Source organism: Brevibacterium oceani, assembly GCF_017948325.1.
Taxonomy (GTDB): Bacteria; Actinomycetota; Actinomycetes; order Actinomycetales; family Brevibacteriaceae; genus Brevibacterium; species Brevibacterium oceani.
The window spans coordinates 3,908,678-3,932,636 of record NZ_CP072846.1 but is presented as its reverse complement, the minus strand read 5'-3'; the positions used below and the strand labels follow the sequence as shown (position 1 = coordinate 3,932,636).

Below are 23,959 nucleotides of genomic sequence, written 5' to 3'. Positions count from 1 at the left end.
CCCGAAGAAGCGGGGCCCGGCCTGCTGCCCTTCCTCAGGGCTGGTCGGAGACCGGAATGAAATACCGGGTGTTGTGCGATTCGTCCATCCTCACCTGCAGCTTGTCACCGGGATGAGGAAAAGCCGAGCGTTCGGGATTGTCGGGAGTCAGCCCGAGCGTCTCCAAGCGGATGATGCCGTGACGGCCAACCTCGTCGGCGGCGAGGACGTACGAATGATTGAGTTCGCGGATCGTGACCTCGATGGCGGGGTCGGTGGATTCGACCGCCTCGGTGAACGCACGCGGCGGGGACGAGTTGCCCATCCCGAGGTAGGCGCCGACGTCGTCGGCGATGTACCCGGCCACGGAATCGGCCTGCGCCATGAGTCCGGCGAGGATGACCGACAGCCGCTCCTGCTGGGCATCGGATTTGAGCGCCTGGCCGGGTTTGAACAGGTGCTCCTCGGCCAGCACGCACCACGCGTCCTGCATGATCGTGCGCAGCTGGAGTTCGACGAGGACGGAGGGCTCGGAGTCGAAGGGGACCTCGACGATGAGGTGCCGGCCGCGGTATCCGGACGGTTTCGGCGTTGCGGAGTAGTCGCGCACCTCGGCGATGGAGAGATTCGCGTCGTCGACCGCCTCGGTGAGCAGATTCCACAGGGCCGACTGCTCGCGTTCGGTGCGGCAGACGACGCGGGCGCCGACGACATCGATGACCTGGTTCTCGACCTCGACGGATTCGTGGATCTCGTCATTGGCGTCGGCGAGCTTGCGGCGCAGCTTCTCGCCCGTGCGCATCCGATCCTTGATCCGCCCCTCGACCACACGGACGCGGTCGCCGGAGAGCAGGGCCATGGGAGCGCGGGCGGATTCGACCCAGTCGTTGACCGTCTCGAGGGCGGCCCTCCACGTCGACTCGCGCCGATCGTAGGCTTCGTCGACCAGTTCGCGGACAGTTGCTGACATCATCGTCACCTTCCTAGCTCCTGTTTCAACTTCAGCAGAAGAGAGGGGAGATGTCCATGGCTTGGCGGCTGAAGTTGCCGAAGCAGGTCAAGGGGTGAGACGCGAACGGACCCAGACCCGCGCTGAGGCAGCGCACCGTTCGTGACCAACGGACCACGACCCGCGCCGAGGTGGGGGAGATTTTCGACGCGAACGTCGCCCCCACCTCGGCGAAGGGATCGGGCGTCGTGCTCGTAGGGCTCAGATGTCGTAGTCGACGATGACCGGGGCGTGATCGGACGCGCCCTTGCCCTTGCGTTCCTCGCGGTCGATCTCGCCGGCCGTCGCGGTCGCCGCCAGGGCCTGCGAGGCGAGCTGGAAGTCGATGCGCATGCCCTGCTTCTTCGGGAAGCGCAGCTTCTGGTAGTCCCAGAACGTGTAGACGCCGGGGCCGGGAGTGAACTGGCGGGTGACCTCGCTGAGCCCCGCGCCGAGGAGGTTCTCGAAGGCCTCACGTTCGGGGCCCGAGACGTGGGTGGCGCCTTCGAACTCGGCCATGTCCCACACGTCCTCGTCCAGCGGTGCGACATTGAAGTCGCCGCAGAGGACGAGCTTCTTATCCGGTTCGGCACTCAGCTGCGCGGCGACATCGGCCGTCAGCGCCTGATACCACTCGAGTTTGTAGCCGTAGTGCGGGTGATCGAGTTCGCGGCCGTTGGGCACGTAGAGCGAATAGACGCGCACGCCGTTGCAGGTCGCCGACAATGCCCGGGCCTCGACGACGGGGTCCTCGGCACCGAAGGCGGGGACGTCCTTAAAGCCGATCTCGGTGTCGGCCAGTCCGACGCGGGAGGCGATGGCCACACCGTTCCACTGGTTGAGGCCATGGAAGCTGACCTCATAGCCGCGAGAGGTGAACAGCTCCTCGGGGAACTGAGCGTCCTTGCATTTGAGTTCCTGGATGGCCAGGACATCGGCATCCGAACGATCCAGCCAGGCCCCGATGCGATCGTGGCGGGCGCGGATCGAGTTCACATTCCACGTAGCGATTCTCACCCTCCCACCCTATGCGGTCGACCCGCGCGGAGAAAGCGGCGAGCGAATCGATATTCTGGTGGCATGCCTGAAGCTCCTAACAACCACCTCGGCCACGACGGTGCCGCGTTCCCCGACTCCTGCTATGTGCGCCTCTCTGAGGACCGCCTCGTCTCGACCCTGCACAGTCAGGGCGCCTGGCAGCCCGGCGAGCAGCACCTCGCGCCGGCGTCGGGCATCGTGCTCGCCGAGGTCGAACGTCGACTGCCGAGCGACAAACTCGTCTCCCGCGTGACCTTCGACATCCTCGGCGTCATCCACTCCGGAGAATTCACCATCGACGTCGAGGTCATCCGCCCCGGCCGCACCATCGAACTCGTCGAGGCCCACATGCGCCACGGTGACCGCACCTCCATCACGGCCAGGGTGTGGCGGCTGCAGTCCTCGGACACCGAGGAGGTCGCCGGCAGCGAATGGCCGCGTCTGCCGGCGATCGAGGATTTGCCCGAGATGCCCTTCACCGATCGCTGGGGCGGCGGCTACATCGCCTCCCTCGAGGGTCGACAGGGAGCCGACGCCCACCCCGGCTACGCCCAGTCATGGATCCGCAGCCCGCACCCGCTCGTCGACGGAGAGGTCGACCCGCCGACGGCGGCCTTCGTCCGCTACGTCGACACCGCGAACGGCCTGGCCGTGCGCGAAGACCCGAAGACGACGTTCTTCCCCAACGTCGATCTCTCGATCCACCTCACCCGCGAACCCGTCGCCGGCTGGGTCGGCTTCGACACGAAGGTCGCGTTCGGACCGAGCGGCTTGGGCGAGACGACCAGCGTGCTCAGCGATATCAACGGCCCGATCGGCACGGCCGCACAGTCCCTGACCGTACGCCGAGGACAAGGCGCGGTATGAGCCGCGAGGTCCCGCCCACGCAGCGAGGCGAGACGTCCCGAGTTCGGGGCGACTCTGCGCCGAGGCGGGACCCGAGTCCCCGTCCGCGTGCCCTCGTCACAGGGGCGAGCTCCGGCCTGGGGCGCGGCTATGCGCGCACCCTGGCCGCGGAAGGCTATGACCTCGTCCTCGTCGCCCGGGATCAGGCGCGTCTGACCGAGCTCGCCGATCGGCTGCGGACGGATCATCACACCCGCGCCGAGGTGGTCGCGGCCGACCTGTCGACCCGGGACGGCATCGATGCCGTCCGTGAGGTCATCGAGACCGAGACCGTCGACGTGCTCATCAACAACGCCGGATACGGGCTGCGGGGCTCGATGCTGCAGAGCGACCTCGGTGAGCTCGAGGATCAGGATCGCGTGCTGTCCGGGACGGTGCGCGAGCTGTCCCTCATCGCCGCCCGGCGCATGCGTGAGCGAGGGCGCGGCGGAATCGTCAACGTCTCGTCTCTGGCGGCGGTGACGACGATGGGTCAGTACGCCGCATCGAAGGCCGCGGCCCTCGTCTTCACCGAGGCGCTCGCCGGTGAGCTCGCCGGCAGCCCGGTGACGGTCACGGCCGTTCTGCCCGGTTTCATCCGCACGGAATTCCACGACCGCCTCGGCGTCGAACGCTTCGGGCCGAAGTTCATCTGGCTGAGCGTGGACCAGGTCGTGCGGGAATCGCTGCGTGACGCTCGCGCGGGGAAGGTCGTCTCGGTGCCGGGGCGTGCGTATTCGCTTGCGGCCCTGGCCGCGCCCCTCATACCGAGACCGCTCATGCGCTGGGGCTCACGCGGCTTCGCCTTCACCCGCCGTCGCTGAGTCCGCCTGGAACAGTCCTGGCTGATGAGAACGGCTGGCCGCATTCCGCCGCCAGCCGCTGAGATCGGCTGGTCCACACTCACCCGCGAATCGGGGGGAGACACTCCTTGTGAGAATGTGACCTATGTGGGATTCTCTGAGATGTCGGCGGGGAGAGTTGATCATTGAACTATCGTTCACTGAGCCTGTCACCAGGCCTTTTATTCCGCAAGTTTCTGTGATATAGGCCATTGCTCAAACGAAGACAAGCGGTGAGAATCTTTACAAGCGCCACGAAAGTGTGGTCAAATTGTGGTGTCCGCCCGGTGGGGATCGGGTGGACATAACGGACGTATGGGGATGCGTCCGGGTACTCGAGGGGAGTGCTGCGAGGACCCCGGGATGTCGCGATTACGCGCCCCGGGGTCTTTGTCATTCACAGGACTTTTCCACCGCTCCGACTTATGGTCACTTTCGGAGATTTCCGCCCAAACGTAGGTCACCAACGGACAATTCCGAGCCCGAAGAGTATCCGATAGCGACCTATATTTGGGCCAGCGGCTACAGCGTGACGCTGCGCTGCCGGCGAGAGCGAGTGCGAGCGATGCCGACCTCGAGGGCCACCGCGTTCAGCGGGGCACCCAGTGCCAGGGCTGCATTGCCGGCGACGCGATCGGCGACCTCGGCGACGACGGCATCGATGTCGGCGCGTTCATCGGCATCGATGTGGATGAGCAGTTCGGGGCTGCGGGCGGTGCCACGCAGGATGACCTGCGCATCGGAGACCCCGTCGGTGGACTCGAGATCGTCGGCGACCGCCTCGGCGATGACCTCCGCGGTCACGGTGGTCAATCCCTTCCGCGCATCGACCTGCATCCGGAACGGCTTCGCGAAGTCCTTGCGCGGGATCTGCACGCTCAGCCAGCGCAGCCCGATGACGACGAGGATGACGGCGACGATGATGGCCACGAGTGCCGAATACGGCAGAGCCAGCACCGAGGTGGCCAGGCCGAGATCGGCGCCCGGCTCCCAGCCGGGCAGGATGGAAGCTGCGAATCCGAGTCCGATCGCGAGCACCGCAAGCCCGATGAGCAGGGCCAGCAGGCCGACGATGATCAAGCCCGTGCGGTTCGCGCCGGCGGCTGTGCGTCTCATGACTTGCTCCTTCGTGCCTGGACCTTGACCTTCGGGGTGCGGTCGAACGAGATCGAGTCGAATCGCTGCCGGACGACGGCTTCGACCTCGTCACGGATCGGATCGGTGTCGCGGATCGGCGTCGAGAACGTCACGATCGTCGACGTCGCGTTCGACGCCGCCTTGACTCCCTCGACCCCGTCGACGCCGTCGGCCGCGGCGGCCGCGAGATGCGACAGTGCCGAGGTAGGCACGGCGACCTCGAGGTCACCGATGTGATCGGGCGTGGCAGCCTGCACCGAGGTGATCCGGCGGGCGCCTGGGGAGACACCGAGGATGACCGCGATGAGGCCGAGCACCGCGAGGACCGCACCGACGGCGATGACCGCAGCCGAACCCCAGTGGACGTGATCGAGGGAGTCCAGGCCAGCCCCCGAGTCGGTCAGTGGTGCCGTGACCGCGCCTGCGGATGAGCCCGAGGCCGCCATAGCGGCGATTCCGGTCCACCCGAGTGCCACGGCCAGCAGGAGGAGGATGATCGCGATGACGACGGCCGAGCCGATGCGTGCGGGCCGCCTGCGCAGCAGACGAGTGCTCATTGCAGACTCCTTCTTCCCTGGTCGCTTCCGGACGAACGGGCCCCCAGCCATCGGACGGCGATGTCGACCTGACGGACGACGACGCCGGTGAGGTGTTCGACCTCGGAACTCAGCTGCGTACGCACCTGTTCGGTCACCTCGGCGATGGGGGAGGGATAACTCAGCCCCAACGACACGGCGAGCGTGCAGCTGCGCCCGGACAGGGTGACATCGACCGATGGGCGGGTGTCCATGCTCGAGTTCGCACCGATTCCGAACAGGCCCGAGCTCGTCCCGCCGACCCCGGGCAGGTCTTTGAGAATCTGCCCGGCGGTGCGCTCGACGACCTTGTCCGCGATCGTCAGCCCACCTCGGCGGGCGGGTGAATCGCCGCGGTCGGCGGTCGCGGAGGCGGTGGACGGTGGGGTCGCGTCGAGAGTTGACGGCACGGCCCTACCTCCGTGTCGTCGAACGCGAACTCAGTGCCGACAGGTCGAGTCGACCGTCGAGCACGAGGCCGACGGTCAGCCCGAGCCCGCCGCAGATGGCGACGACGAGGAAGGCGAGGAAACCGCCGAAGTAGGCGACGATTCCCAGCGTCAGACCGACGAGGAGTCCGATGAGTGTTTTCGACATGTCATTCCTTCTGCCGAGGTGGTGCTGCGGATGGGATCAGCTGAGTTCGTCTCAGTTGAGTTCGGGCGAGTCCTTGGCGGGCTTGTCCTCGGTGTCGTCCTCTTCGGGCAGGTGGACGTCGGTGACGTCGATGTTGACCTCGACGACCTGGAGTCCGGTGCCCTGTTCGACGGCGCGGACGACGTTGCGGCGGATCGCCTCGGCGACGTCGACGATGGAGGTGCCGTATTCGACGACGATGGTGAGGTCGATGGCGGTCTGCTTCTCACCCTTCTCCACGGACACTCCGCCGGAGACGTTGGTCTGCGAGCCGGGGATGCGGTCGGTCAGGGTATCGAAGGCGCGGCGTGCGGCGTTGCCCATGCCGAAGACGCCGGGGACCTCGCGTGCGGCGATGCCGGTGAGCTTGGCGACGACGTTCTCGGCGATGGTGGTGGTGCCCATGTCCGTCACGAGCGGGCTGCGCACGTCGGCGGCGTTGTTCTGGGGCGTCTGGTTCGAATCGGACTGCTTTGCTTCTGGCATTGTTCTTCCTATTCGTTCGAGGGGCATCAGTTTCCAAGTCCTTCCTCGGAAGGACCCTGACATCGGTACAGACGCAGGTGCCGGAGAATCCTCACGCACTGTTTCGCAGATTCTTCGAAAATTTATTCGGGACTGGGTCGAACGGTGCCTGTCCGGGGTCCTTCCGATGCGCCTCCGGCACCTGCCCGGCACTCTCCTGCGGCCAACGCGGGGGACCCGTCCGACACCCACCCGCGGGCCGGTTCTGTGGCATACGATGGGCATATGACAAGGGGAGATGATCGCTTCGACATCGTCACCTTGGTGGTGCGCGCCCGTGAGGGCGACATCGCGGCCTTCGAATCGCTCGTCGACGAATACGAGCGGAAGCTGCTGCGCTTCGCGTGGCGTACGCTCGGCGACCGGCAGGACGCCGAGGACGTCGTCCAGGACACCCTCGTCCAGGCCTGGAAGTCGCTCGACGCTTTGGCCGAACCCGCCGCGTTCGGCACGTGGATCTACCGCATGGCGTCGAACCGATGCACCGATGTGCTGCGGCGTCGCGTGTCTCGCCCGTCCGACGCCTCGGATCCCGACGACCTCGGCCACCACTCCGACGGTGCCGCCTCGGTCGAACGGTCCGTCGAAGCGCGCACCGCACTCGAGCACTTCACCCAGGTCCTCCAGACGCTCTCCTCGGAGCAGCGTGTAACGTGGGTGCTCCATCAGATGGAGGGACTGAGCTACGCCGAGGTCGCCGCGACCTTGGGAGTCAGCGAAGGCAGTGTGCGCGGGCGCATCCATCGCGCCAGGCTCGCCATTGCCGAGGGGATGGAAGGATGGGTATGAGCGACGAAACGTCGAAAGAGACCGACGCTCACCTGCGCGCAGTCATCGAGGAGTACATGGGCTCCTTCGAACCCGACCCGGCGGAGTCGGCCGGGCTGCGCGACCGCATCCTCCGGATCGTGCGCGAGGACGCCTCGTTGGCCCCGTCGACCCGACTGACGACCGAACGCGGGAACGCCTTCCGGATCTCGACCGCCACGGTGCGCGGCATCATCCGCGACGCCGTCGATTCCGTCGACGGGATCCGTGCCCGCAGTGTGAATCCGAAACCCGTGGGTGACCCGGAGGGAAGCGCCGTCGAGGTGGTGCTGACCGTGGCTATGCGCGCCGGGATCTCCTTCGCCCCCACCGCCGAGGCGGTCCGTCGTCGCGTCGCCGAGTCCCTGATCGGGGAACTCGGGATTCCCGCGACGAGCATCGACATCACCGCCGAGGACGTGTTCGTCCCCGGGGGAGACGAGGGTGCCACAGGCGCTGCGGGAGCTGCGGGAGCCGAGGACGCCGCGGGCGCTGCCACCGAGGAGGCCGAGGATGACTGAACCGAAGGCACCGGAAGCATTCGACGAGGCGGCCGCCTCGCTGCGGATGACCCCTGCGGTCCTCGCCGTCCCCGGAGTCACGGGACTGTCGCCGGGTCTGCGCGACCTCGTGGCCACCGCCGCGGCGCGCGTGATGCGCCGGGAAGGCGGCGAACCGCCGTCGGTCGACGTCAGGACCACACGCGAGGGCGTGCACGTGCGCGTCGATGCGCACCTGGACGCCAGCCGGTCCGTGTCCGGGGTCGTCGACGACCTCTTCGAGATCATCGCGCGTGACCTGCAGGGCGCGGATCTCCGCTCGGTCGGCGACATCGACATCGATCTGCGCATCGTCAGCCGCAGCTCCTGAGGCTCCAGGACCCGCGGCCCACCAGTTTCGGCACAGTTTCGGCTGAGCAGCCCAGTTCCGAAACTGTGCTGCTCAGCGCGAACTGTCCCTATCCGCACATACAGAGTCCGCAGATACAGTTCGAGCCCGGTTCGTGTGAACCGGGCTCGACCTGTTGAGAAGTTGTCAGACCTCAGGCGGCCTTGGACTTCGAGCGTCCTGTGATGAGGCCCCAGATGATGAGCACGATCAGCGAACCGCCGATGGCGCACAGCCACGACGACAGCGAGAAGAACTTGTCCATCTCGACACCGAAGATCATGCCGCCGAGCCAGCCGCCGACCATGGCGCCGATGACGCCGAGGATGAGCGTGGCGATGAATCCGCCGCCCTGCTTACCCGGCAGGATGGCCTTGGCGATGGCACCGGCGATGAGGCCGAGGATGAGATATGCGATGAAACCCATGTTGCTCACGTCCCTTCTGAGACTGTCGACCGGCTGGGAAGCGCGGTACTGGGGTGGTGCGGCGACTGTGCTTTCCACGCGGTGCTCACAGCGCTGGTGACACTGTACCGCCTGTGGGCACAGAAAGAGCCAACCCGTGTTGATTCTTTATGACATCGGTACAGACGCGCGCAGCACCGAATCCTCACGCATCGCATCTGTGCCGTCCGTCACAGCTCATCTGGGAGCGCAGACCGCACCTCGGCAGCGTCAACCCCGGCCCCTGGGACGGCGCTGAATGGTCGCCCGATACCCGCGCATTAGACTGGAGACCATGACCGACAGCGCAGACACACGCCGACAACTGCTCGACCTCATCGACGAACTCGCCGTGGTGCGCGGCAGAGTGACCCTCTCCTCCGGCAAGGAGGCCGACTACTACCTCGACCTGCGCCGGATCACCCTCGACCACCGCTCCTCGCCGCTCGTCGGCGACGTGGTCCTCGACCTGCTCGAGGCGGAAGGTCTGCTGGAGAAGATCGACGCCGTCGGCGGCCTGACGATGGGCGCCGATCCGGTCGGCACCGCGGTCATGCACCGCTCGGTGGTGCGCGGCACCCCGCTCGATTCCTTCGTCGTCCGCAAGGAGGCGAAGAAGCATGGCATGTCCCGCCGGGTCGAAGGCCCCGACGTCGCCGGCAAGCGCGTCGTCGCCGTCGAGGACACCTCGACGACGGGTGGATCCGTGCTCACCGCGGTCGACGCGCTCAAGGAAGCCGGCGCCGAGGTGGTCGCGGTCGCCGTGGTCATGGACCGGGACACCGGCGCCAAGGAACGGGTCGAGGCCACGGGAATTCCGTACCTGACCGCGCTTTCGACGAAGGATCTCGGCCTCGACTGAGAACCACCTCGGCGAGGATGGGCCTCCGTAACGCCGGGAGGGCCGACCCACCGATCACGACCTGGGACTCGACTGGCAATTCGGTCGAAATCATTGGTCTGGTTTGAAAGACGTCTCTCATTTCAACACGATAGATGAGACACTCCCTTAGTATTTGCCTGATGTATAAGTAAGGATGACGCGTGCTCACACTGAAAGAGATTTCCCTGCGCAAGGGAAAGCGGACATATCTGGACGAGGTGAGTTTCACCGCCGAGGCGGGCCGGATCACCGCGATCGTGGGGACCCGTTCGGCGGGGCGGACCGAGCTGGTGCGCGTCATCATGGGGCTGATCTGTGCTGATGAGGGCACCGTCGAACTCGAGGACTTCGAGCTCGACTTCGGCGACCGGCAGAACTTCGGCTACCTGCCCGCAGAGCGCGGCGGCTACCCGAACATGCGCGTCATCGACCAGATCGTCTACCTCGCACGCCTGCACGGGATCACCCTGGGCGCCGCTGAGCGCAACGCTCTGACCCTGCTCTCCCACCTCGACCTGGCCGACCGCGGCTACGCCCCGCTGAAGAACCTGTCGGGGGCCGAGATCGCGCGCGTCGACATCGCCGCCACCCTGGCCGCCGACCCCGATGTCGTCGTCATCGACGACGCCTTCGCGGGTCTCGACGCGGCCTCGCTGCGACTGGTCATGAAGCTGCTGCGGGCACATGCCTCCTCGGGAGTGCCCGTCATCGTCGCCACCGACGACTGGGAAGCCGCGCAGACGTTCGCCGACGACGTCATCGTGCTCAGCCAGGGCAAGGTCACCGCCTCCGGCAGCGTCGAGAAGCTGCTGGGCGATCCGCACTACAAGGTTGAGACCAAGGACGCCGAGGCGGCCCGATCGGCTCTCGAATCACGGTCGGGCATCAGCGCGGCGAAGGTCGCGAACCGTGACGACAACGTCATCAGCTTCCACGCCGCTGATGCGAAGACCGCAGCCGCCGCCGTGGCGGCGCTCGATGGCGTGACGAACTTCGAAAGTGTCCGCCCGACACTGGCCGAGCAGTACAAGGAGGCTCTGTAATGGCGCGCAAGGACAAAGGTGCGAACGACGAGCCCAACGAACCGCTCGTGTCGAAGGGCACGGCCGGCGAAGGCATCGACGAACTCGGCGTCCCCATCGATGATGACATCGAGGTGACCGAGGACGACGAGGTGACCGAAGGCGACACCGCCGAAGTGGGCGCGGAGGATTCCGCGGACGACGGGGCGACCGCCGGACTCGACGACGTTCCCTTCGAACTCGCCGAGGACACTCCGGATCCGGACGAACTGCCCGAGACCGGACTGGTCTCGGAATTCGTCGACGTCGGCAACCGTCAGGCCGCTTGGCTGGTGTCGAACCGTGAGAGCACCACGGCGATGCGCAGCCCCTACTTCCTCGTCACGGCCGGCGTGATCATCCTGGGCGTGCTCGCCGCGATCATCACCGGCATCGTGGCCGACGCACAGAAGGACACGGGCACACCGAGCATGGCGATGGTCGGCGTGGGCGACCAGGCCCAGATGTACGAACAGCAGCTGGGCGTGAAGATCACCGATGCGAAGGACGCGGAGGCGGCCGAGAAGCTGGTGCGTCAGGGCAAGGTCGACGCCGCCTTCATCCAGGACCCCAGCGGTCAGGGACAGCCGACGATCATCGCTCTCGACAAGCAGCCGGAGACGCTGCTGGAGAAGCTCGCCCCGAAGACCGAGGCGACGCTGCTCAAGACCCCCGCCGTCCAGGCGGACGTGGCCACCCCGCTGCTGTGGGGCATGGTCGCCTTCGCCCTCCTCGTCGTCGGAGCCCTCGGTGCGGGGCTGTACCAGAACCTGCGCCTGGAGAAGCGCAACCGGATCACCGAGATCATCGCGGCCACGATCCCGCCGCGCGCCTCGGCGTCGGGTCGGATCACGGGAACTCTGACCCTGGTCACCGTCCAGATCGTCGCCGCCGCGGTCGTCACCGAACTCGGACTGTCGCTGTCGGGCAAGACCTCGCTGGCGTTCTCGATGCTGCCGGGCCTCGGATGGTTCGCGTTGACCCTGCTGCTGACCGCGTGGTCGGTGTTCGCCCTTCTGGTGTGGGCGTCGACCGTGGTCGGCTCGAAGGCACGCACGACCTTCCTCACGATCATCGGCATCATCACCGTGGCAGGTTTCTTCGCCCCGGTCTTCATCGGAGCCTCCGGCCTGACCGCGAAGATCCTGTCGTGGACGCCGTTCACCTCACCGCTGGGCATCGCCGGACGCTTCTTCGCCGGGCAGGCGCAGTGGTGGGAGGGCCTCGTCGCCGCCGGCATTGCGCTCGTGCTCGCGTTCATCCTCCACACCCTGGCCTCGAGCGCGTACGTCCGCTCGGTCCTCGCCGGTGGCGGACGCGCGGGCAAGACCGTGAAGATGAGCAAGCGGGCTCAGAAGGTCGGTGCCGCGAAGTCGGGATCGGCGAAGAAGGCGTCGGGCGCGTCTGCTGAAGACGATTCCTCGGATGATGATTCGGACGAAGCCGATGCGAAGTCGGATGCCGTCGACGATGAGAAGGGCGCGAAGTCGGCGGATGAGTCCGGCGACGAGAAGTGAGCGAACAATCGTCGGCGCCTGACAGCGCTGAACCGCAGGTGGGGGTCGGTCCGTGGACCGGCCCCTGGCCTGTGGGAGAGCACTTCGACCCGGAGCTGCTGGCTGAGGGGGACCGGCGCAACGTCGTCGACAAATACCGGTACTGGCTGCACGACGCGATCGTCGCCGACCTCGATGCCACCCGGCACGACTTCCACGTCGGTGTCGAGAACTGGCAGCACGACCTCAACATCGGCTCGGTCGTGCGCACCGCGAACGCCTTCAACGCCGCGGCCGTACACATCGTCGGACGCCGTCGCTGGAACCGGCGGGGTGCGATGGTCACGGACAAGTACCAGCACGTCATCCACCACCCCAGCGTCGATGACCTGCTGAGCTGGTGCGCCGAGAACGACGTGCCGCTGCTCGGCATCGACAACTTCCCCGACTCCGTGCCGCTGGAGACCTACGACATGCCCAGGCGGTGCCTGCTGCTGTTCGGCCAGGAGGGACCGGGGCTGAGCGAGGAAGCCCACCAGGCCAGCCGCGACGTGCTCTCGATCGCCCAGTACGGTTCGACGCGGTCGATGAACGCCGCTGCGGCCGCCGCGATCACCATGCACTCGTGGATCCGCCGCCACGTCTTCGACCAGCCCGTGAACTGACCGGGCCGACCGCTCTGCGTGGTTGGCTGCGCCCCACGGACACAGAGAAGCGCCGAGGCGGCACGATCATTTCGTGCCGCCTCGGCGCTTCCTGTATGGCGGGGCTGGACCGCTGATCCGGGACTCAGCCGAAGTGGGCGGGCCCGGAGAGTGCCTCTGACTTCCGCCGGTGCCGGATCTCAGCTGAGGTCGGCGGCCTGAGGCTCGATGAGCCCGCCGAGTGCGGCGAGCTCGGCGGTCAGGGAGTCCGCATCATCGAAGGTGCGGGTCATGACCGTCAGGCGTTTGGCGTAGTGACCGATGGGGTATTCCATGGTCATGCCGATGCCGCCGTGCATCTGGATCGATTCCTGGCTGATGTTGCGGGCGGCCCTGTCGAGGACGATCTTCGCGGCGATGACGTCGCGGTGGCGATCCTTCTCGGCTCCGGCGACCTCGGAAGTCACGGCCAGACGCGAGTACAGGGCCATGCTGCGGGCGTATTCGAGCTCTGCGTAGAGGTCGGCGGCACGGTGCTGCAGGGCCTGGTTCGCGCCGATGGGAGCGCCGAACTGCTCACGCGTCTTGAGGTACTCGGCGGTCATCGTCAGGGAAGCCTCGGCGACGCCGACAGCCTCGGCCATGATCGCAGCGTTGCCGAGATCGATGACCTCGGAGAGGACCGCATGGGCATCTGCGGCATCGAGGCGCTGGGCCGCGACGTTGTCGAGCTTGAGGTTCGCGCTGCCGAGCCCATCGGCCTGGCGCTGGGCGACCCGGGTCAGACCTTCGGCGTCGGCGCCCACGAGGTAGAGGCCGAGCTCGCCGTTCTGCGAAGCGGTGACGATGAAGTGGTCGGCGACGTCTCCGCCGAGCACATTGGTCTTTTCGCCGGTGAGCGTGAAGGCTCCGTCTGCCCCGGCAGTCGCCTGGGTTGCCGGAGTGGTGACCTCGTAGCGCTGTCCCGGTTCGAAGGCGGCGAGGGCGAGGAAAGTCTGGCCTTCGGCCACGCCGGGCAGGATGGCCTGCTTCTGCTCTTCGCTGCCGGCGAGCAGGACGGCGTTGGTGCCGAGGACCGCGGTGGCGAGGAACGGTTCGAGTACGAGAGAGCGGCCGAACGCCTCGGCGACCACGGCCACCTCGTTGAAGGTCATGTCCGCTCCGCCATAAGATTCGGGGATGGCGAGACCGAGCAGCCCCATCTCGGCGAATTCCTGCCACTTCTCGCGGGAGATGCCTTCGTCGCTGCGAAGGATCTCTTCGCGCTTGGCGGCGTCGTACTCGCTGCGCAGGTACTTGTTCAGAGTGCTGGCGAGTTCTTGCTGAATGTCGTTGAGTTCAAGATCCATTGTTGTCCTCTTGTGAAATCGTGTGGGTGTCGGTCTCTCAGAGGCCGAGCAGCGCCTTCGAGATGATTCCGCGCTGCACCTCGGACGAACCGCCGTAGATGGTGACCTTGCGGGTGTTGAAGTAGGCGGGGAGGGCATCGACGGCGCCGTGCGGCAGGTCGGACAGTCCCTGGCCCTGCACCCGGTCGGAGACGAAGTCGAGTCCCTGCGGGCCGAGCACGTCGACGAGGAGTTCGGAGATGTCCTCCTGCAGCTGCGAGCCCTTGAGCTTGAGCACCGAGGAACGCGGGTCCGGCTTATCGGAGCCTGCGGCCTGGGTCGAGAGGATCCGCAGCTGGGTCATCTCGAGCGCCGTGAGCTCGGCTTCGATCTTGGTCAGACGCGCCGAGAACAGCGGATCGTTCAGGAGGGTGCCGTTCGCGGTCTTCGTCACCGCGGCGTAGGCCTTGGCACGGGCCAGGTTGACCTTCGAACCGCCGATGCGGGCGATGCCGGTGCGTTCGTTGCCGAGCAGGAACTTCGCGTAGGTCCAGCCCTTGTTCTCTTCGCCGACGAGGTTCTCCACGGGGACCTCGACGTTGTCGAAGAAGACCTCGTTGACCTCGTGGCCACCGTCGATGAGCTGGATCGGGCGGACGGTGACGCCGGGGGACTTCATATCGATGAGCAGGAAGGAGATGCCGGCCTGCTTCTTCACGTTCGGATCGGTGCGGACGAGGTTGAACATCCAGTCGCCGTACTGTCCCAGGGTCGTCCAGGTCTTCTGACCGTTGACGATGTACTTGTCGCCATCGCGCACAGCAGAGGTCTTCAGTGAGGCGAGGTCGGAACCGGCATTGGGTTCGGAGAAGCCCTGTGACCACCAGATGTCGATGTTCGCGGTGGCCGGCAGGAAGCGTTCCTTGAGCTCCTGTGAGCCGAAGGTCGCGATGACCGGACCGACCATGGAGACGTTGAACGGCAGCGGCTGGGGAACGCAGGCCAGCTGCATCTCCTCGAGCCAGATGTGGCGCTGAACGGGAGTCCAGTCCTGGCCGCCCCACTCGACGGGCCAGTTCGGCACCGCGTAGCCGTGCTTGTTCAGTATCTGCTGCGAAGTGACCATGTCGTCCTTGGTCAGCTCCTGACCAGTGGCGACCTTGAACCGGAGCTCCTCGGGGATCTCCGTGCGGTAGAACTGACGCATCTGCTGCGCGAAGTCGCGCTCTTCTGCACTCAGTAGGGTGTCCATGCGAACTCCTTATAGATCGTTCAGTAACTTTCCTTCAATGGTACGGTCCGGTGTTCCGGGCCACAAGTGGGCAGCGGTGCTTCGAGCCGCGGCCCACCTGTCCGATGCCCATGTCACATTCTTGTAACTTTGTTTCAAGAATGTGTTACTACATCTATTGCGGGTGGTAATAGTAATTCAGGATTTTCAATGTCGAATCCGAAATGAGAGCCCATCCGGAGTGAACCCCGTGCCCATGGGTTCCGCATTCCCCACTGCAGATGATCCCCAGGGGTACGGAAAGCTGAGTGACGTGTCAGGTCGGACTACACGCATCCCCCCGGTCGCACCGTCGCGACGACTCTTCGGATATGGGTCCGAGATGTCGACGGTCATCGATGCGATCTCCGGTGAAAAGCATCGGGGAGCGCTCATCATCGGCGCGGCGGGAGTTGGGAAGACCGCGTTGGTCAACGCCGCACTCTCACGCCTCGATGCTGATCTGTCGGTCACCCGCCTGCGTGGATCGGTGAGCGCTCGAGCCCGAAATCTCGGAATCTTCGAAATACTTCTCTCGCGAGAGGGCATCCGCACCGACCTTCCGCCCGGTCGAGCGCTGTCGGTGATCGGCGATCTCTTCGAGCGCAGATCAGTGGAAGGACGCTCTCTCGTCGTCGTCGACAATGCCGATCTCGTCGACGATCATTCTCTGGCGGTTCTGGCGCAGCTGACGGATGCGGGTCGGATCAAGATCGTCATCGCTGCCGAATCCGCGCGGCCGCCGGTCGATCTCATCGCCGGGCTGTGGCTGACGGGAAGTGTCGTCAGGGTCGATCTGGACGGAATCGACGAGGCCGATGCGATTGCGATGATCAACAGCGTCGGCCTCATGGAGGCTGAGACGAGATCGGTCTCAGAGCTGAGTGCTCTCGCTCATGGCAATCCGCGGCTGCTCGAGAGACTCCTCTTCGGGCGCAGCCGGACCAGTGGAGTCGAGACCTCGATCGCCAGTGCCGATCGGCCCAGCCGGGAGATCATCGAAACCGTCTCTCTCATCGAAGCAGTGCCCTATGACGTGCTCGTCGGCCTGACCAGTCCGCAGATCATCGATTCTCTGGTCGAGGATGGGCTCCTGGCGATCTCGAAGGGCAGGGGCGGAGAGGTGAGCATGCATGAGCCAGTCACGGCCGAGAACGTCCGCGCTGCGATCCCGCCCTCTCGCAGCCTCGAACTGCTCACCCGGTTCGATGCCGGAGCCGACCATTCGTCTCTGTACGGACGAGCGCTCTTCGGCTATGCGGCGTGGTCGATCTCCTTGGGGCGGGTGCCGACTCCCGAGCAGGTGCTGCACGCGGCCACCTGGGGAAACTCCCGGGGCAGGTACCTCGAAGCCGCGGAGATCATCCGCACCAGCGGCTGCCGGGGGCCTGAGCTCGACCTCGAGCTCTCCCGTTGCGAGTGGGGCGCCGGCCGACTTCGACAGGCCAGGGAGATCATCGACACGCTCGTTTCCGAGGCATGTCGGGACCCGGAGTCCGCGGCAGAGGAATACCTGTCTCGGCTCGCCTCGATGGAAATGCGGCTGACAGATCCGCGCACCCCTGAATGCCTGCGGCTGGCATGGGTCCGTGACCGGCTGGCCTCGCCTGCCGATCTCGGTCGGCTCGACGCTACACGGGCCCGATTCGATCTCAAAGGAGGTCGGATCGCCGCCGCCTGCTCTCTGGCCGAAAGCGTCTATCTCAACCATGCCAGTCTGGTGCGCCACCGCCTGCGGGCATGTGCGTTCCTCGGCGTCGCCGAAGTGTTGGCCGGCCGGATCGAACTGGGACTGAGCTATATTGCCCAAGCCCGGCTGATGTTCGAACTTCCGGGGCCCGAATCGTTCGAACGGGAAGACGCCGTTCCGCAGTTCTTCGTGGCGCACTTCGTCGCCGGAAACTGGGCCGATGCGCGAACCGCCATGGACGAACTGACCTGCAGTCGTCGGCTGACCAGTCTGACGAACGCGCTCATCGACCTGCGCACCGGAAACGTGGCGAATGCGCACCGCAGCCTCAGCGCACTCAATCTCGTCAGCGACCCCTCCGACATCGTCGATATAGCGGGAATGGCCAGGTCGGCGCAGAGTCTCTCCGCTGTGCTGACTCACCAGCGGACCGACGCCCTCTCACTCGCAGTCGGTGAGGAGGCAGAAGCCAGCCGGCATTCGTGGTGGGCTTCGTTCGAAGCCAGACTCTTCGATCTTCAAGCACTGGCGCAGACTTCGCCGGTGCTCGCCGCTCCTCAACTGAATGACCTCGGAACGTGGGCCGACGAACACGGCGCGCACACTCTTGCCTGCCTCGCGTGGCTCGAAGCCGGTCGACTCGGGCATGAACAGGCCATCGTCCGGTTGTCCGCTTCGGCCGGCGGAGTCGATGGCGCACTCGGTCGTCTGCTGCGAGCCATGGCTCATGCTCTCGGCACAGAGGATCTCCAGGCGCTCATCGCTGCGGCGCGGGAGGCACTGCTGTTCGGCGCGGTCGTGCTCTGTGCTCAGCTGTCCGGCGAGGCACGAAAACGCGCCGTCGCCGCGGGTGATGCCGCAGTCGCCAAAGAAGCCCGGGCACTCCTGGGGAGGAGCCGACGGGTGCTCGACTTCGAGGCCGACGGGAAGCGATTCGCAGAGAGCCTGAGCGAACTCGAGCGCTCGATCATCACGGGCGTCGTCGAAGGCAGAAAGAGTGCAGAGATCGGAGCGGAGCTGCATGTTTCGGCCAGAACCGTCGAATGGCATCTCGGTCGCCTCTACCGCCGTATTCATGTGGTCAATCGGCACGAGCTGCGTGAGGTGGTGGCGGAATGGCTGACGAAGTGACCATCGAGCCGGCCGCGATCCCCCAGACCGGGACGAGGATCTTCGGTCGCAGGGCCGAACTCGACCTGATCCATGAGTCGCTGCGCTGCTCGGAATGCTCGGGCATCCTCATCGAAGGTGAGATCGGCGTGGGTAAGACCCTCCTGGCGCGATCGGCCTTCGAAGACAGAAGCGACGCAATCTGGATCCGCGGGGACCGAGTTCATCAGAACGTCGATTTCGGTGTCTTCGGCCTGCTCGTGGACCTCGACGAGGACGCGTCCACGATCGTAGGGCGTATCGTGTCCCGACTCACCTCGACACGTGGCTCGCGGGCGGTCTTCGTCGACGATGCTCATCTGCTCGACTCTCGTTCGCAGGAGATCCTGACAGATCTGGCCAGCGTCGGATCGATCAGGCTCGTCGCGAATTCGCGCACCAACACCGACAGCGGAGCCATACCGTTCTCGACGCTGGTCGAAGACCATGTGCTCCAGCATCTCGTGCTCGGCCCGCTGCCGCACGAGGACTATCGGTCGATGATCGAACACCGCCTCGGCCACATCGTGTCGCAAGCCGTGGTCGACATCGTCGACTTCCACTCGAAGCGCAACCCCGGAAAGCTGATCGAACTCCTCGAATACACCGAAAGGCGTTCGCGCTTCCTCAATCGTCGCGGAGTATGGATTCTCGACGGACTCGACATCGACTACGACGCGCGTGCGCGCGACTATGCGCGGATCGGTCTGTCCGACCACTCACCGAAGGAGACAGAAGCCCTCGAACTGGTCGTCCTCGCAGGAGAGGTGGAGCTTGCGACACTGCTGAGGGCCGGACTCGGGGAAGCCGCAGACGAGCTGGTGGCCGCCGGCGAGCTGAAGATCGACCCTGGAAGGGTTCATATCTACGAGGCAGTGGAGAACCACACCTCGGACACGATCAGGTACACAACGCCGACCGGTCGGAGTCGAGCGTGGTTCGATTTCATCGATGCGTGTGGAGATGCGCCATCGGAGTGGGCACAGGTGGTCAGGGCCGAATGGGGACTGATCTGCGGGGCAGAGATCAGCGAGTCACGGACCATCGAAGCGACACTGATCTCGGCCCGCCTCGGGGATTGGCATCGGGCCATGCGGCTGATCGCGGAGATCCCGACGGAGCGGATGGGCCCACACGACCTGTTCGCGGTCGCTCTGCTCTATTGCGGATGCAATAAGATTCCGCTCGGCCTCGACATCGTGGCCCACAGTGTTCGCACCGCCTGCTGTGCACAGCTCGTCGTCGACTCCCTCGTAGTCTGGATGAACCGTGCCTTCAGCACGATGTCTCCCGCTCTGCGGCTTGCGGATTTCCGCACTGCTCTGGAACGGCTTCGACACGATGGTGACGGGCATCCCGGAGCGGGCGTGGATGCAGAGTTCGGGCTCAAGCTGCTCGACCGGCTCGCTGCAGTCGTGGCTGAAGGCCGACCGCTCACTGTCGATGTCTTCGACGGGCTCTCTCACGAGAGTGCGGCGCCGGGCAGCTTCCACCTCCTCGATACCATGCTGCATGCGACGGACATGCTCGACTCGGGCCTCACCTCAGAAGCCCTCGCTCTCCTCGAATCCGCTCAGGCCGAATTCCACTTCGAGAGCACGGGAGTGCTCCACCTGATGATGCTGCGGGGGCGAGCGCTGCTGCAGCTGGGACGGATAGCCGAGGCGAAGAAGCTGATGACAGCATTGCCGACCCATGACATCGCGTATCTGTCAGCCCGTTCGGGACCGATCGATCTGCTGTGGGCGCAGACCCACCTGCTTGAGGGCAACCTCCCGGGGGCGATGAAGGCACTTCGTGCAGCAATCGAATCGCTCACCTATTGGAACCAGGGCACTCAGCTCGCCATCGCCCTGGCTGAGGCCGAGTATGCGGTCTCACGTGTCGGAACCCCCGCTGAGGCTGATGACCTGCACGCCCGCTTCGACGAGCTGCCCGCCACCGCTCTCTACCACGAATACCGTCGGGCACTCGTGCTGAGAACCACCGCACGAGCGATACGAACAGGGGAGCCCCGGTACGAGCACGAGCTGCGAATGAGGCTGAAAGAAGCCCAAGCAGATGGGGCCGCGGCGATCGTCGTACTCATCCGTCTGCACCTCTTCCTGCACTTCGACGAGATCGCGCCCGAGGCGATGTGCGAAGCGGCCGCGCACGGGACCGGGCGTGAGTTCGACATCGTCGGTCGCCTCGGTGCGGCTCTGCGTGATCATGATCGGGCCGCCTTGACGGCGATTGCGGCCGAATACGGGCCGTCGATGCCCGACCTGGCGGGCAGGTGCATCGCACTGGCCGCGCGTTTCGGGGTTCACAGGGGCCAAAGCCGCGGACCGGGTACGCAGGGCGCGGAACTCACCGCGCGGGAGCGACAGATCAGCGCACTCATCGTCGCAGGCCGAACGAATGCGGAGATCGCGTCGGAGCTGGGGGTGCGGGTACGCACGGTCGAGGGTCACACCTATCGACTGTTCCGCAAGCTCGGTGTCGAGCGCAGAGAACAGGTCGCCGAGGCGATGCGGAATTCCGAAGGTCGAATGCGGGCCTGAGCCGGAACCGAGTATCCGCAAGTGCGGGATTTCAGACACGATCGAGTACTCGATGCGATGGTCCAGTGGTGACCCGGTGGTGACTGAGTAGTGACCCGAAGCGCATTCCCGTGTCGGCCACCTGGTTGCGGAGGGCTCCCGGCGACCACCATCGGTGTATGGACATCAACCCTCAGCCTCCTCTGCGAACCATTCCCCGCGCTGCACGAACGGCAGCGTCCGTCCCCGGACCGGGAATCATTCTGCGAATGATCTCCCCGGACTCGATGACGGGTGGTGGATCATGCGTCAGGTGATCCGCCGCAAAGAAGTCGGAGACCTGCGCTCTCTCCTCTCCCGGCATCGCTCCGCAGCTCTCACCGGCGGCTTCGGGACCGGCAGGCGGTCGATCCTGCGGGCGCTCGAATCGGAGTGGGAGGGGACAGTCTTCAGGGTGGCATCGAGCCGGTTCGACGAGGACACCCCCTTCTCCGGCATCAGCGGTCTGCTCGCCGCCGTCGGCACATCCGACGAGGGGCCCTCGGATCCGGCGGAGCCCGCCGCCGATGAGAACGTGCCGAGCATCATGGCGGCCCTCCGCTCGATCCCGGGAGCGGAGGACACGCTCATCCTCATACCCAATGCCGACGAGATGGACAGGGACTCGCAGCGGGTGCTCGGGCAGGCGCTCCGCCGTCTGAAGACCGGACGTCTGCATATCGTCATCACGGCGCGATCGATCGACGATGACGGTCCGTTCGCCTCGGTGCCGGAGATCGCACTTGCGGAGCTGGCTATCGCCGAACTCATCGAGCTTGCCCGCGACCTTGCACTCGCCCGCTTCGGACACACGAGGATCGCCGAGGAGGCGGCCCAGGTCGCCGCTCACGCCGCGTCAGGCCGGCCTTTGGCGGTCAGCCACATCCTCGAGGAGATGGCACCGAGTGAGATGCGCGGTGAGATCGCACTAACGATCCCGGTGCGAGTGGGACCGGCCAGTCGTCCGATGATCGCCGACTATGTCGAGGAGCTGACGCCCGATGCCGATGCGCTGCTCAGGTGCCTGTCCCTGTCCCCGTTGACTCCCCTGCGGCCCCTGGCCAGGAGAATGCCCGGGTTCTGGGAAGCTGTCGACGAGTTGGAGTCGCGCGGGACGATCGAACGCCGGGGAGCTTTTCTGCGGATACCGCACGGATTCGTCCGCGCCATGGTGCAGCAGTCGATGGGGGCGAGCGAACGCCGCAGAACCCATCTCGCACTGGTCGAGGACTGTGCCGACACCTGGCCGCAGGTCGAGGCGTGGCACGTCTCGTTCGTCGATCCGGGTGAGGAGACCGCGCAGCATCTGGCGGCGCACGCTCTCGGGCTGGTCCGAGGCGAACTCATCGCGGGCGGCATCGAATTCGCCGAACGCGCCATCCGGGTCTGCAGCGATCTCGAAGAGCTGCGCGGTCAGCTGGTCGAGATCGCCGAAACTCTGTCCGATCACGGGCAGTTCGCCTTCTCCCGCCGCTATGTGCGGATCGCCTCCCGATCGAACCGAGCAGCGGTCGTCGTCCGCGCTCGGGCTCTCGAAGTCCGCAATGTCTTTCTTGAGACGCAGACACTGCCGTCCTCACTGTTCACGTCCTGGAGCAGGGACGAAGCGGAGCAGGCGCCCGCCGAAGTGGCGTGCCTGCAGCTGACTCTCGCACTCTGCCACTGTGAACGAGGCGAATTCCCTCGAGCGCAGGAGCTTTTGGCGCTCGCCGAAGCCACCGGCGAGCACTTTCGCGCAGGCGAGCAGCAGCTTGCACAGGCGGTTCGCATACTCCTCGACAGCAACAGCGGGGAAGACGGATCGGCACTCGCCGGATTCGCGAGCCTGCAGGAACACCAGGATTCGATCAGACCGAGCTTCGGACTCGCCGTCGCCACCGGGCTGATGCTCACCGAACACTATGAGGCCGCCACGGCTGTGCTCGACCACATCGGCGAGACGAGCGCTGCGAACCGAGTCTGGAAGCGACAGGTGGACTGCGTCCGTGCAGAACTGGAAGTGCGCCTCGGCCACGTCAGCCAAGCCGTCGACATCATCGACAGGATCATCGCGGAGGCGGCCGCCGACAAGAGCAGAGGACTCGCTGTCATCCGTCGGGACCGGACTCTGCTGCTGCACGCCTGGAAGCTGCTGCTGACCGGACGCGTCGGAGAAGCGGGGCCGGTCGAAGACCAGACCGCGGCCCTGGCCTCGGCGACGAACAACCACCGCCTGCTGGCCGAACTCAATGCGCTTGAAGGCAGATACCTGCTGCGCACCGACTGTCCGGCCGAAGCCGTCGGACACCTGCGGCGCTGCGAACAGCTCTCCGCAGCTGTGACCAATCCGAACGTGCGTCGTTTCGAAGGCGACCTCATCGAGGCGTTGGTGGGTGCGGGCAGGCGGGAACATGCGACGCTTCTGCTGCAGAAGCTGCGCGAGCGTGCGAAGACGTGCCCTTCTCGGTGGACCGAACTCGTCGTTGGTCGGAGCGAAGCCCTCTTGGCTGCCGGAGATGCTGCCGCCGATCTGTTCGGGCGAGCACTGCGACAGGCCAGCACTTCCGAATTCGTCTTCGAGAAGGCAGTCACTCATGCTGCTTTCGCAGCGAGGCTCACCGACAACGGCTCGACGCTGAGGGCCCGCGAACAGCGGCTCGCTGCTGCGGCACTGCTTCGCGAAGTCGGGGCTGGTCGACTCGCCGAACACCTCCGCACCGGGCAGATCGTCGAAGAGCCTCAGGCGCCGGCAAGGCCAGAGCTGCCGCGCCTCGGCGAACTCAGCGATGAGGAGCTCAAGGTCGTCGAGCTGGTCCGTGCCGGACTGAAGAACCGGGAGATCTCCGAACGGATCTTCGTCTCGCTGCGCACCGTCGAACTCCGGCTCACCGCTGTCTATCGCAAGCTCGACGTCGGTTCGCGAACCGAACTCGTGTCCCGTTTGGCGGGCAACCCGCGCCTTGCCGCCGTCTGAGCACAGGCGGGGGAGGAATCCTCTGCGCGGCATTCCGCACGGACCCCGCGGATGACCGCAGTCCCTCCGCCGCAAGTGGCGGAGCAGCCACCGAACCCCCATAGCGTGAAGTCGACGCATTCCGAAGTCGGAATCGCTGCATCGTCGGCTCTCACCGACGATGCCCGGCAGCCACA

The 23,959-nt window shown here is 65.8% G+C and carries 22 protein-coding genes and 1 pseudogene; 13 read left to right on the top strand and 10 right to left on the bottom strand.

Translation table 11 applies throughout. The features are described from left to right. Positions 1-34: 34 nt before the first annotated feature. Both J9314_RS17435 and J9314_RS17430 read right to left on the bottom strand, forming a co-directional pair. On the bottom strand, positions 35-949 hold the full coding sequence (locus J9314_RS17435) for a GTP pyrophosphokinase (RefSeq protein WP_210603571.1): 915 nt from the start codon (positions 947-949) through the stop codon (positions 35-37). 240 nt (positions 950-1,189) lie between these two features. Further along, positions 1,190-1,984: an exodeoxyribonuclease III gene (locus J9314_RS17430; RefSeq protein WP_210603570.1), complete on the bottom strand. Its 795-nt coding sequence runs from the start codon at positions 1,982-1,984 to the stop codon at positions 1,190-1,192. Positions 1,985-2,047: 63 nt separating this feature from the next. On the opposite strand from J9314_RS17430, the gene J9314_RS17425 reads away from it, so the two are divergent. Both J9314_RS17425 and J9314_RS17420 read left to right on the top strand, forming a co-directional pair. Beyond that, positions 2,048-2,872, top strand: coding sequence for a thioesterase family protein (locus J9314_RS17425; RefSeq protein WP_210603569.1), 825 nt, complete (start codon positions 2,048-2,050; stop codon positions 2,870-2,872). Continuing rightward, entirely contained in the window at positions 2,869-3,714 is an 846-nt protein-coding gene (locus tag J9314_RS17420; RefSeq protein WP_210603568.1) for an SDR family NAD(P)-dependent oxidoreductase, read from the top strand. Before J9314_RS17425 ends, J9314_RS17420 begins: the two co-directional genes overlap by 4 nt. Before the next feature lie 540 nt (positions 3,715-4,254). Here J9314_RS17420 and J9314_RS17415 read toward each other — a convergent pair. Genes J9314_RS17415 through J9314_RS17395 form a run of 5 tightly spaced genes read right to left on the bottom strand, consistent with a single transcriptional unit; the run spans position 4,255 to position 6,566 of the window. After that, the gene (locus J9314_RS17415; RefSeq protein ID WP_210603567.1) at positions 4,255-4,848 is read right to left on the bottom strand and encodes an alkaline shock response membrane anchor protein AmaP; all 594 of its coding nucleotides are present in this window, start codon (positions 4,846-4,848) and stop codon (positions 4,255-4,257) included. Further along, positions 4,845-5,426, bottom strand: a complete 582-nt coding sequence (locus J9314_RS17410; RefSeq protein WP_210603566.1) for a DUF6286 domain-containing protein — start codon at positions 5,424-5,426, stop codon at positions 4,845-4,847. The genes J9314_RS17415 and J9314_RS17410 overlap by 4 nt, the downstream gene beginning before the upstream one ends. Further along, positions 5,423-5,854, bottom strand: a complete 432-nt coding sequence (locus J9314_RS17405; RefSeq protein ID WP_210603565.1) for an Asp23/Gls24 family envelope stress response protein — start codon at positions 5,852-5,854, stop codon at positions 5,423-5,425. The genes J9314_RS17410 and J9314_RS17405 overlap by 4 nt, the downstream gene beginning before the upstream one ends. Before the next feature lie 4 nt (positions 5,855-5,858). After that, entirely contained in the window at positions 5,859-6,041 is a 183-nt protein-coding gene (locus tag J9314_RS17400) for a DUF2273 domain-containing protein (protein ID WP_181275030.1), read from the bottom strand. A 51-nt stretch (positions 6,042-6,092) separates the two neighbouring features. After that, positions 6,093-6,566, bottom strand: a complete 474-nt coding sequence (locus tag J9314_RS17395) for an Asp23/Gls24 family envelope stress response protein (protein WP_210603564.1) — start codon at positions 6,564-6,566, stop codon at positions 6,093-6,095. Between the two features lie 264 nt (positions 6,567-6,830). Here J9314_RS17395 and J9314_RS17390 point away from each other — a divergent pair, with 264 nt between their 5' ends. The 3 genes from J9314_RS17390 to J9314_RS17380 are packed head-to-tail and all read left to right on the top strand — an operon-like array spanning position 6,831 to position 8,282. After that, positions 6,831-7,394 carry an RNA polymerase sigma factor gene (locus J9314_RS17390; RefSeq protein ID WP_210603563.1) on the top strand — a complete coding sequence of 188 codons (564 nt, stop codon included), beginning with the start codon at positions 6,831-6,833 and terminating at the stop codon, positions 7,392-7,394. After that, positions 7,391-7,933 carry a hypothetical protein gene (locus tag J9314_RS17385; protein WP_210603562.1) on the top strand — a complete coding sequence of 181 codons (543 nt, stop codon included), beginning with the start codon at positions 7,391-7,393 and terminating at the stop codon, positions 7,931-7,933. The genes J9314_RS17390 and J9314_RS17385 overlap by 4 nt, the downstream gene beginning before the upstream one ends. Then, positions 7,926-8,282: an Asp23/Gls24 family envelope stress response protein gene (locus tag J9314_RS17380; RefSeq protein ID WP_210603561.1), complete on the top strand. Its 357-nt coding sequence runs from the start codon at positions 7,926-7,928 to the stop codon at positions 8,280-8,282. Before J9314_RS17385 ends, J9314_RS17380 begins: the two co-directional genes overlap by 8 nt. A 172-nt stretch (positions 8,283-8,454) precedes the next feature. Here J9314_RS17380 and J9314_RS17375 read toward each other — a convergent pair whose 3' ends face one another. Next, a complete protein-coding gene (locus J9314_RS17375) occupies positions 8,455-8,727 on the bottom strand; it encodes a GlsB/YeaQ/YmgE family stress response membrane protein (RefSeq protein ID WP_181275025.1) in 273 nt (90 codons plus the stop codon). Positions 8,728-9,040: 313 nt separating this feature from the next. Between J9314_RS17375 and pyrE the strand changes: the two genes are divergently transcribed. The 4 genes from pyrE to J9314_RS17355 all read left to right on the top strand — a co-directional run bounded on the left by pyrE (position 9,041) and on the right by J9314_RS17355 (position 12,850). Then, positions 9,041-9,607, top strand: coding sequence for an orotate phosphoribosyltransferase (pyrE, locus tag J9314_RS17370; protein WP_210603560.1), 567 nt, complete (start codon positions 9,041-9,043; stop codon positions 9,605-9,607). 182 nt (positions 9,608-9,789) lie between these two features. Further along, a complete protein-coding gene (locus J9314_RS17365; RefSeq protein ID WP_210603559.1) occupies positions 9,790-10,671 on the top strand; it encodes an ABC transporter ATP-binding protein in 882 nt (293 codons plus the stop codon). Then, on the top strand, positions 10,671-12,206 hold the full coding sequence (locus J9314_RS17360; RefSeq protein ID WP_210603558.1) for an ABC transporter permease: 1,536 nt from the start codon (positions 10,671-10,673) through the stop codon (positions 12,204-12,206). Before J9314_RS17365 ends, J9314_RS17360 begins: the two co-directional genes overlap by 1 nt. Beyond that, positions 12,203-12,850, top strand: a complete 648-nt coding sequence (locus tag J9314_RS17355; protein WP_210603557.1) for a TrmH family RNA methyltransferase — start codon at positions 12,203-12,205, stop codon at positions 12,848-12,850. The genes J9314_RS17360 and J9314_RS17355 overlap by 4 nt, the downstream gene beginning before the upstream one ends. Before the next feature lie 179 nt (positions 12,851-13,029). On the opposite strand, the gene J9314_RS17350 is transcribed toward J9314_RS17355, so the two are convergent. Then, positions 13,030-14,178 (bottom strand): acyl-CoA dehydrogenase family protein, encoded by a 1,149-nt coding sequence (locus J9314_RS17350; RefSeq protein WP_210603555.1) that lies wholly within the window; start codon positions 14,176-14,178, stop codon positions 13,030-13,032. A 37-nt stretch (positions 14,179-14,215) separates the two neighbouring features. Then, the gene (locus J9314_RS17345; RefSeq protein ID WP_181275019.1) at positions 14,216-15,409 is read right to left on the bottom strand and encodes an acyl-CoA dehydrogenase family protein; all 1,194 of its coding nucleotides are present in this window, start codon (positions 15,407-15,409) and stop codon (positions 14,216-14,218) included. 235 nt (positions 15,410-15,644) lie between these two features. Between J9314_RS17345 and J9314_RS19495 the strand changes: the two are divergent. The 4 genes and pseudogenes from J9314_RS19495 to J9314_RS17330 form a co-directional block, all read left to right on the top strand. Next, positions 15,645-16,139: pseudogene (locus tag J9314_RS19495) on the top strand (AAA family ATPase); the annotation flags it as partial. Positions 16,140-17,498: 1,359 nt separating this feature from the next. Next, on the top strand, positions 17,499-18,248 hold the full coding sequence (locus J9314_RS19490) for a helix-turn-helix transcriptional regulator (protein WP_425514189.1): 750 nt from the start codon (positions 17,499-17,501) through the stop codon (positions 18,246-18,248). Then, entirely contained in the window at positions 18,233-20,812 is a 2,580-nt protein-coding gene (locus tag J9314_RS17335) for a LuxR family transcriptional regulator (RefSeq protein ID WP_210603551.1), read from the top strand. The genes J9314_RS19490 and J9314_RS17335 overlap by 16 nt, the downstream gene beginning before the upstream one ends. Before the next feature lie 283 nt (positions 20,813-21,095). After that, positions 21,096-23,783 (top strand): helix-turn-helix transcriptional regulator, encoded by a 2,688-nt coding sequence (locus J9314_RS17330; protein ID WP_210603550.1) that lies wholly within the window; start codon positions 21,096-21,098, stop codon positions 23,781-23,783. Positions 23,784-23,959 lie beyond the last annotated feature (176 nt).

Coding starts and splice junctions, on each gene's coding strand:
- J9314_RS17415 (WP_210603567.1), bottom strand. CDS start 4,848: ATGAGACGCACAGCCGCCGGCGCGAACCGCACGGGCTTGATCATCGTC.
- J9314_RS17395 (WP_210603564.1), bottom strand. CDS start 6,566: ATGCCAGAAGCAAAGCAGTCCGATTCGAACCAGACGCCCCAGAACAAC.
- J9314_RS17410 (WP_210603566.1), bottom strand. CDS start 5,426: ATGAGCACTCGTCTGCTGCGCAGGCGGCCCGCACGCATCGGCTCGGCC.
- J9314_RS17435 (WP_210603571.1), bottom strand. CDS start 949: ATGTCAGCAACTGTCCGCGAACTGGTCGACGAAGCCTACGATCGGCGC.
- pyrE (WP_210603560.1), top strand. CDS start 9,041: ATGACCGACAGCGCAGACACACGCCGACAACTGCTCGACCTCATCGAC.
- J9314_RS17380 (WP_210603561.1), top strand. CDS start 7,926: ATGACTGAACCGAAGGCACCGGAAGCATTCGACGAGGCGGCCGCCTCG.
- J9314_RS17360 (WP_210603558.1), top strand. CDS start 10,671: ATGGCGCGCAAGGACAAAGGTGCGAACGACGAGCCCAACGAACCGCTC.
- J9314_RS17335 (WP_210603551.1), top strand. CDS start 18,233: ATGGCTGACGAAGTGACCATCGAGCCGGCCGCGATCCCCCAGACCGGG.
- J9314_RS17330 (WP_210603550.1), top strand. CDS start 21,096: ATGCGTCAGGTGATCCGCCGCAAAGAAGTCGGAGACCTGCGCTCTCTC.
- J9314_RS17375 (WP_181275025.1), bottom strand. CDS start 8,727: ATGGGTTTCATCGCATATCTCATCCTCGGCCTCATCGCCGGTGCCATC.
- J9314_RS19490 (WP_425514189.1), top strand. CDS start 17,499: ATGGCCAGGTCGGCGCAGAGTCTCTCCGCTGTGCTGACTCACCAGCGG.
- J9314_RS17425 (WP_210603569.1), top strand. CDS start 2,048: ATGCCTGAAGCTCCTAACAACCACCTCGGCCACGACGGTGCCGCGTTC.
- J9314_RS17385 (WP_210603562.1), top strand. CDS start 7,391: ATGAGCGACGAAACGTCGAAAGAGACCGACGCTCACCTGCGCGCAGTC.
- J9314_RS17390 (WP_210603563.1), top strand. CDS start 6,831: ATGACAAGGGGAGATGATCGCTTCGACATCGTCACCTTGGTGGTGCGC.
- J9314_RS17350 (WP_210603555.1), bottom strand. CDS start 14,178: ATGGATCTTGAACTCAACGACATTCAGCAAGAACTCGCCAGCACTCTG.
- J9314_RS17420 (WP_210603568.1), top strand. CDS start 2,869: ATGAGCCGCGAGGTCCCGCCCACGCAGCGAGGCGAGACGTCCCGAGTT.
- J9314_RS17400 (WP_181275030.1), bottom strand. CDS start 6,041: ATGTCGAAAACACTCATCGGACTCCTCGTCGGTCTGACGCTGGGAATC.
- J9314_RS17345 (WP_181275019.1), bottom strand. CDS start 15,409: ATGGACACCCTACTGAGTGCAGAAGAGCGCGACTTCGCGCAGCAGATG.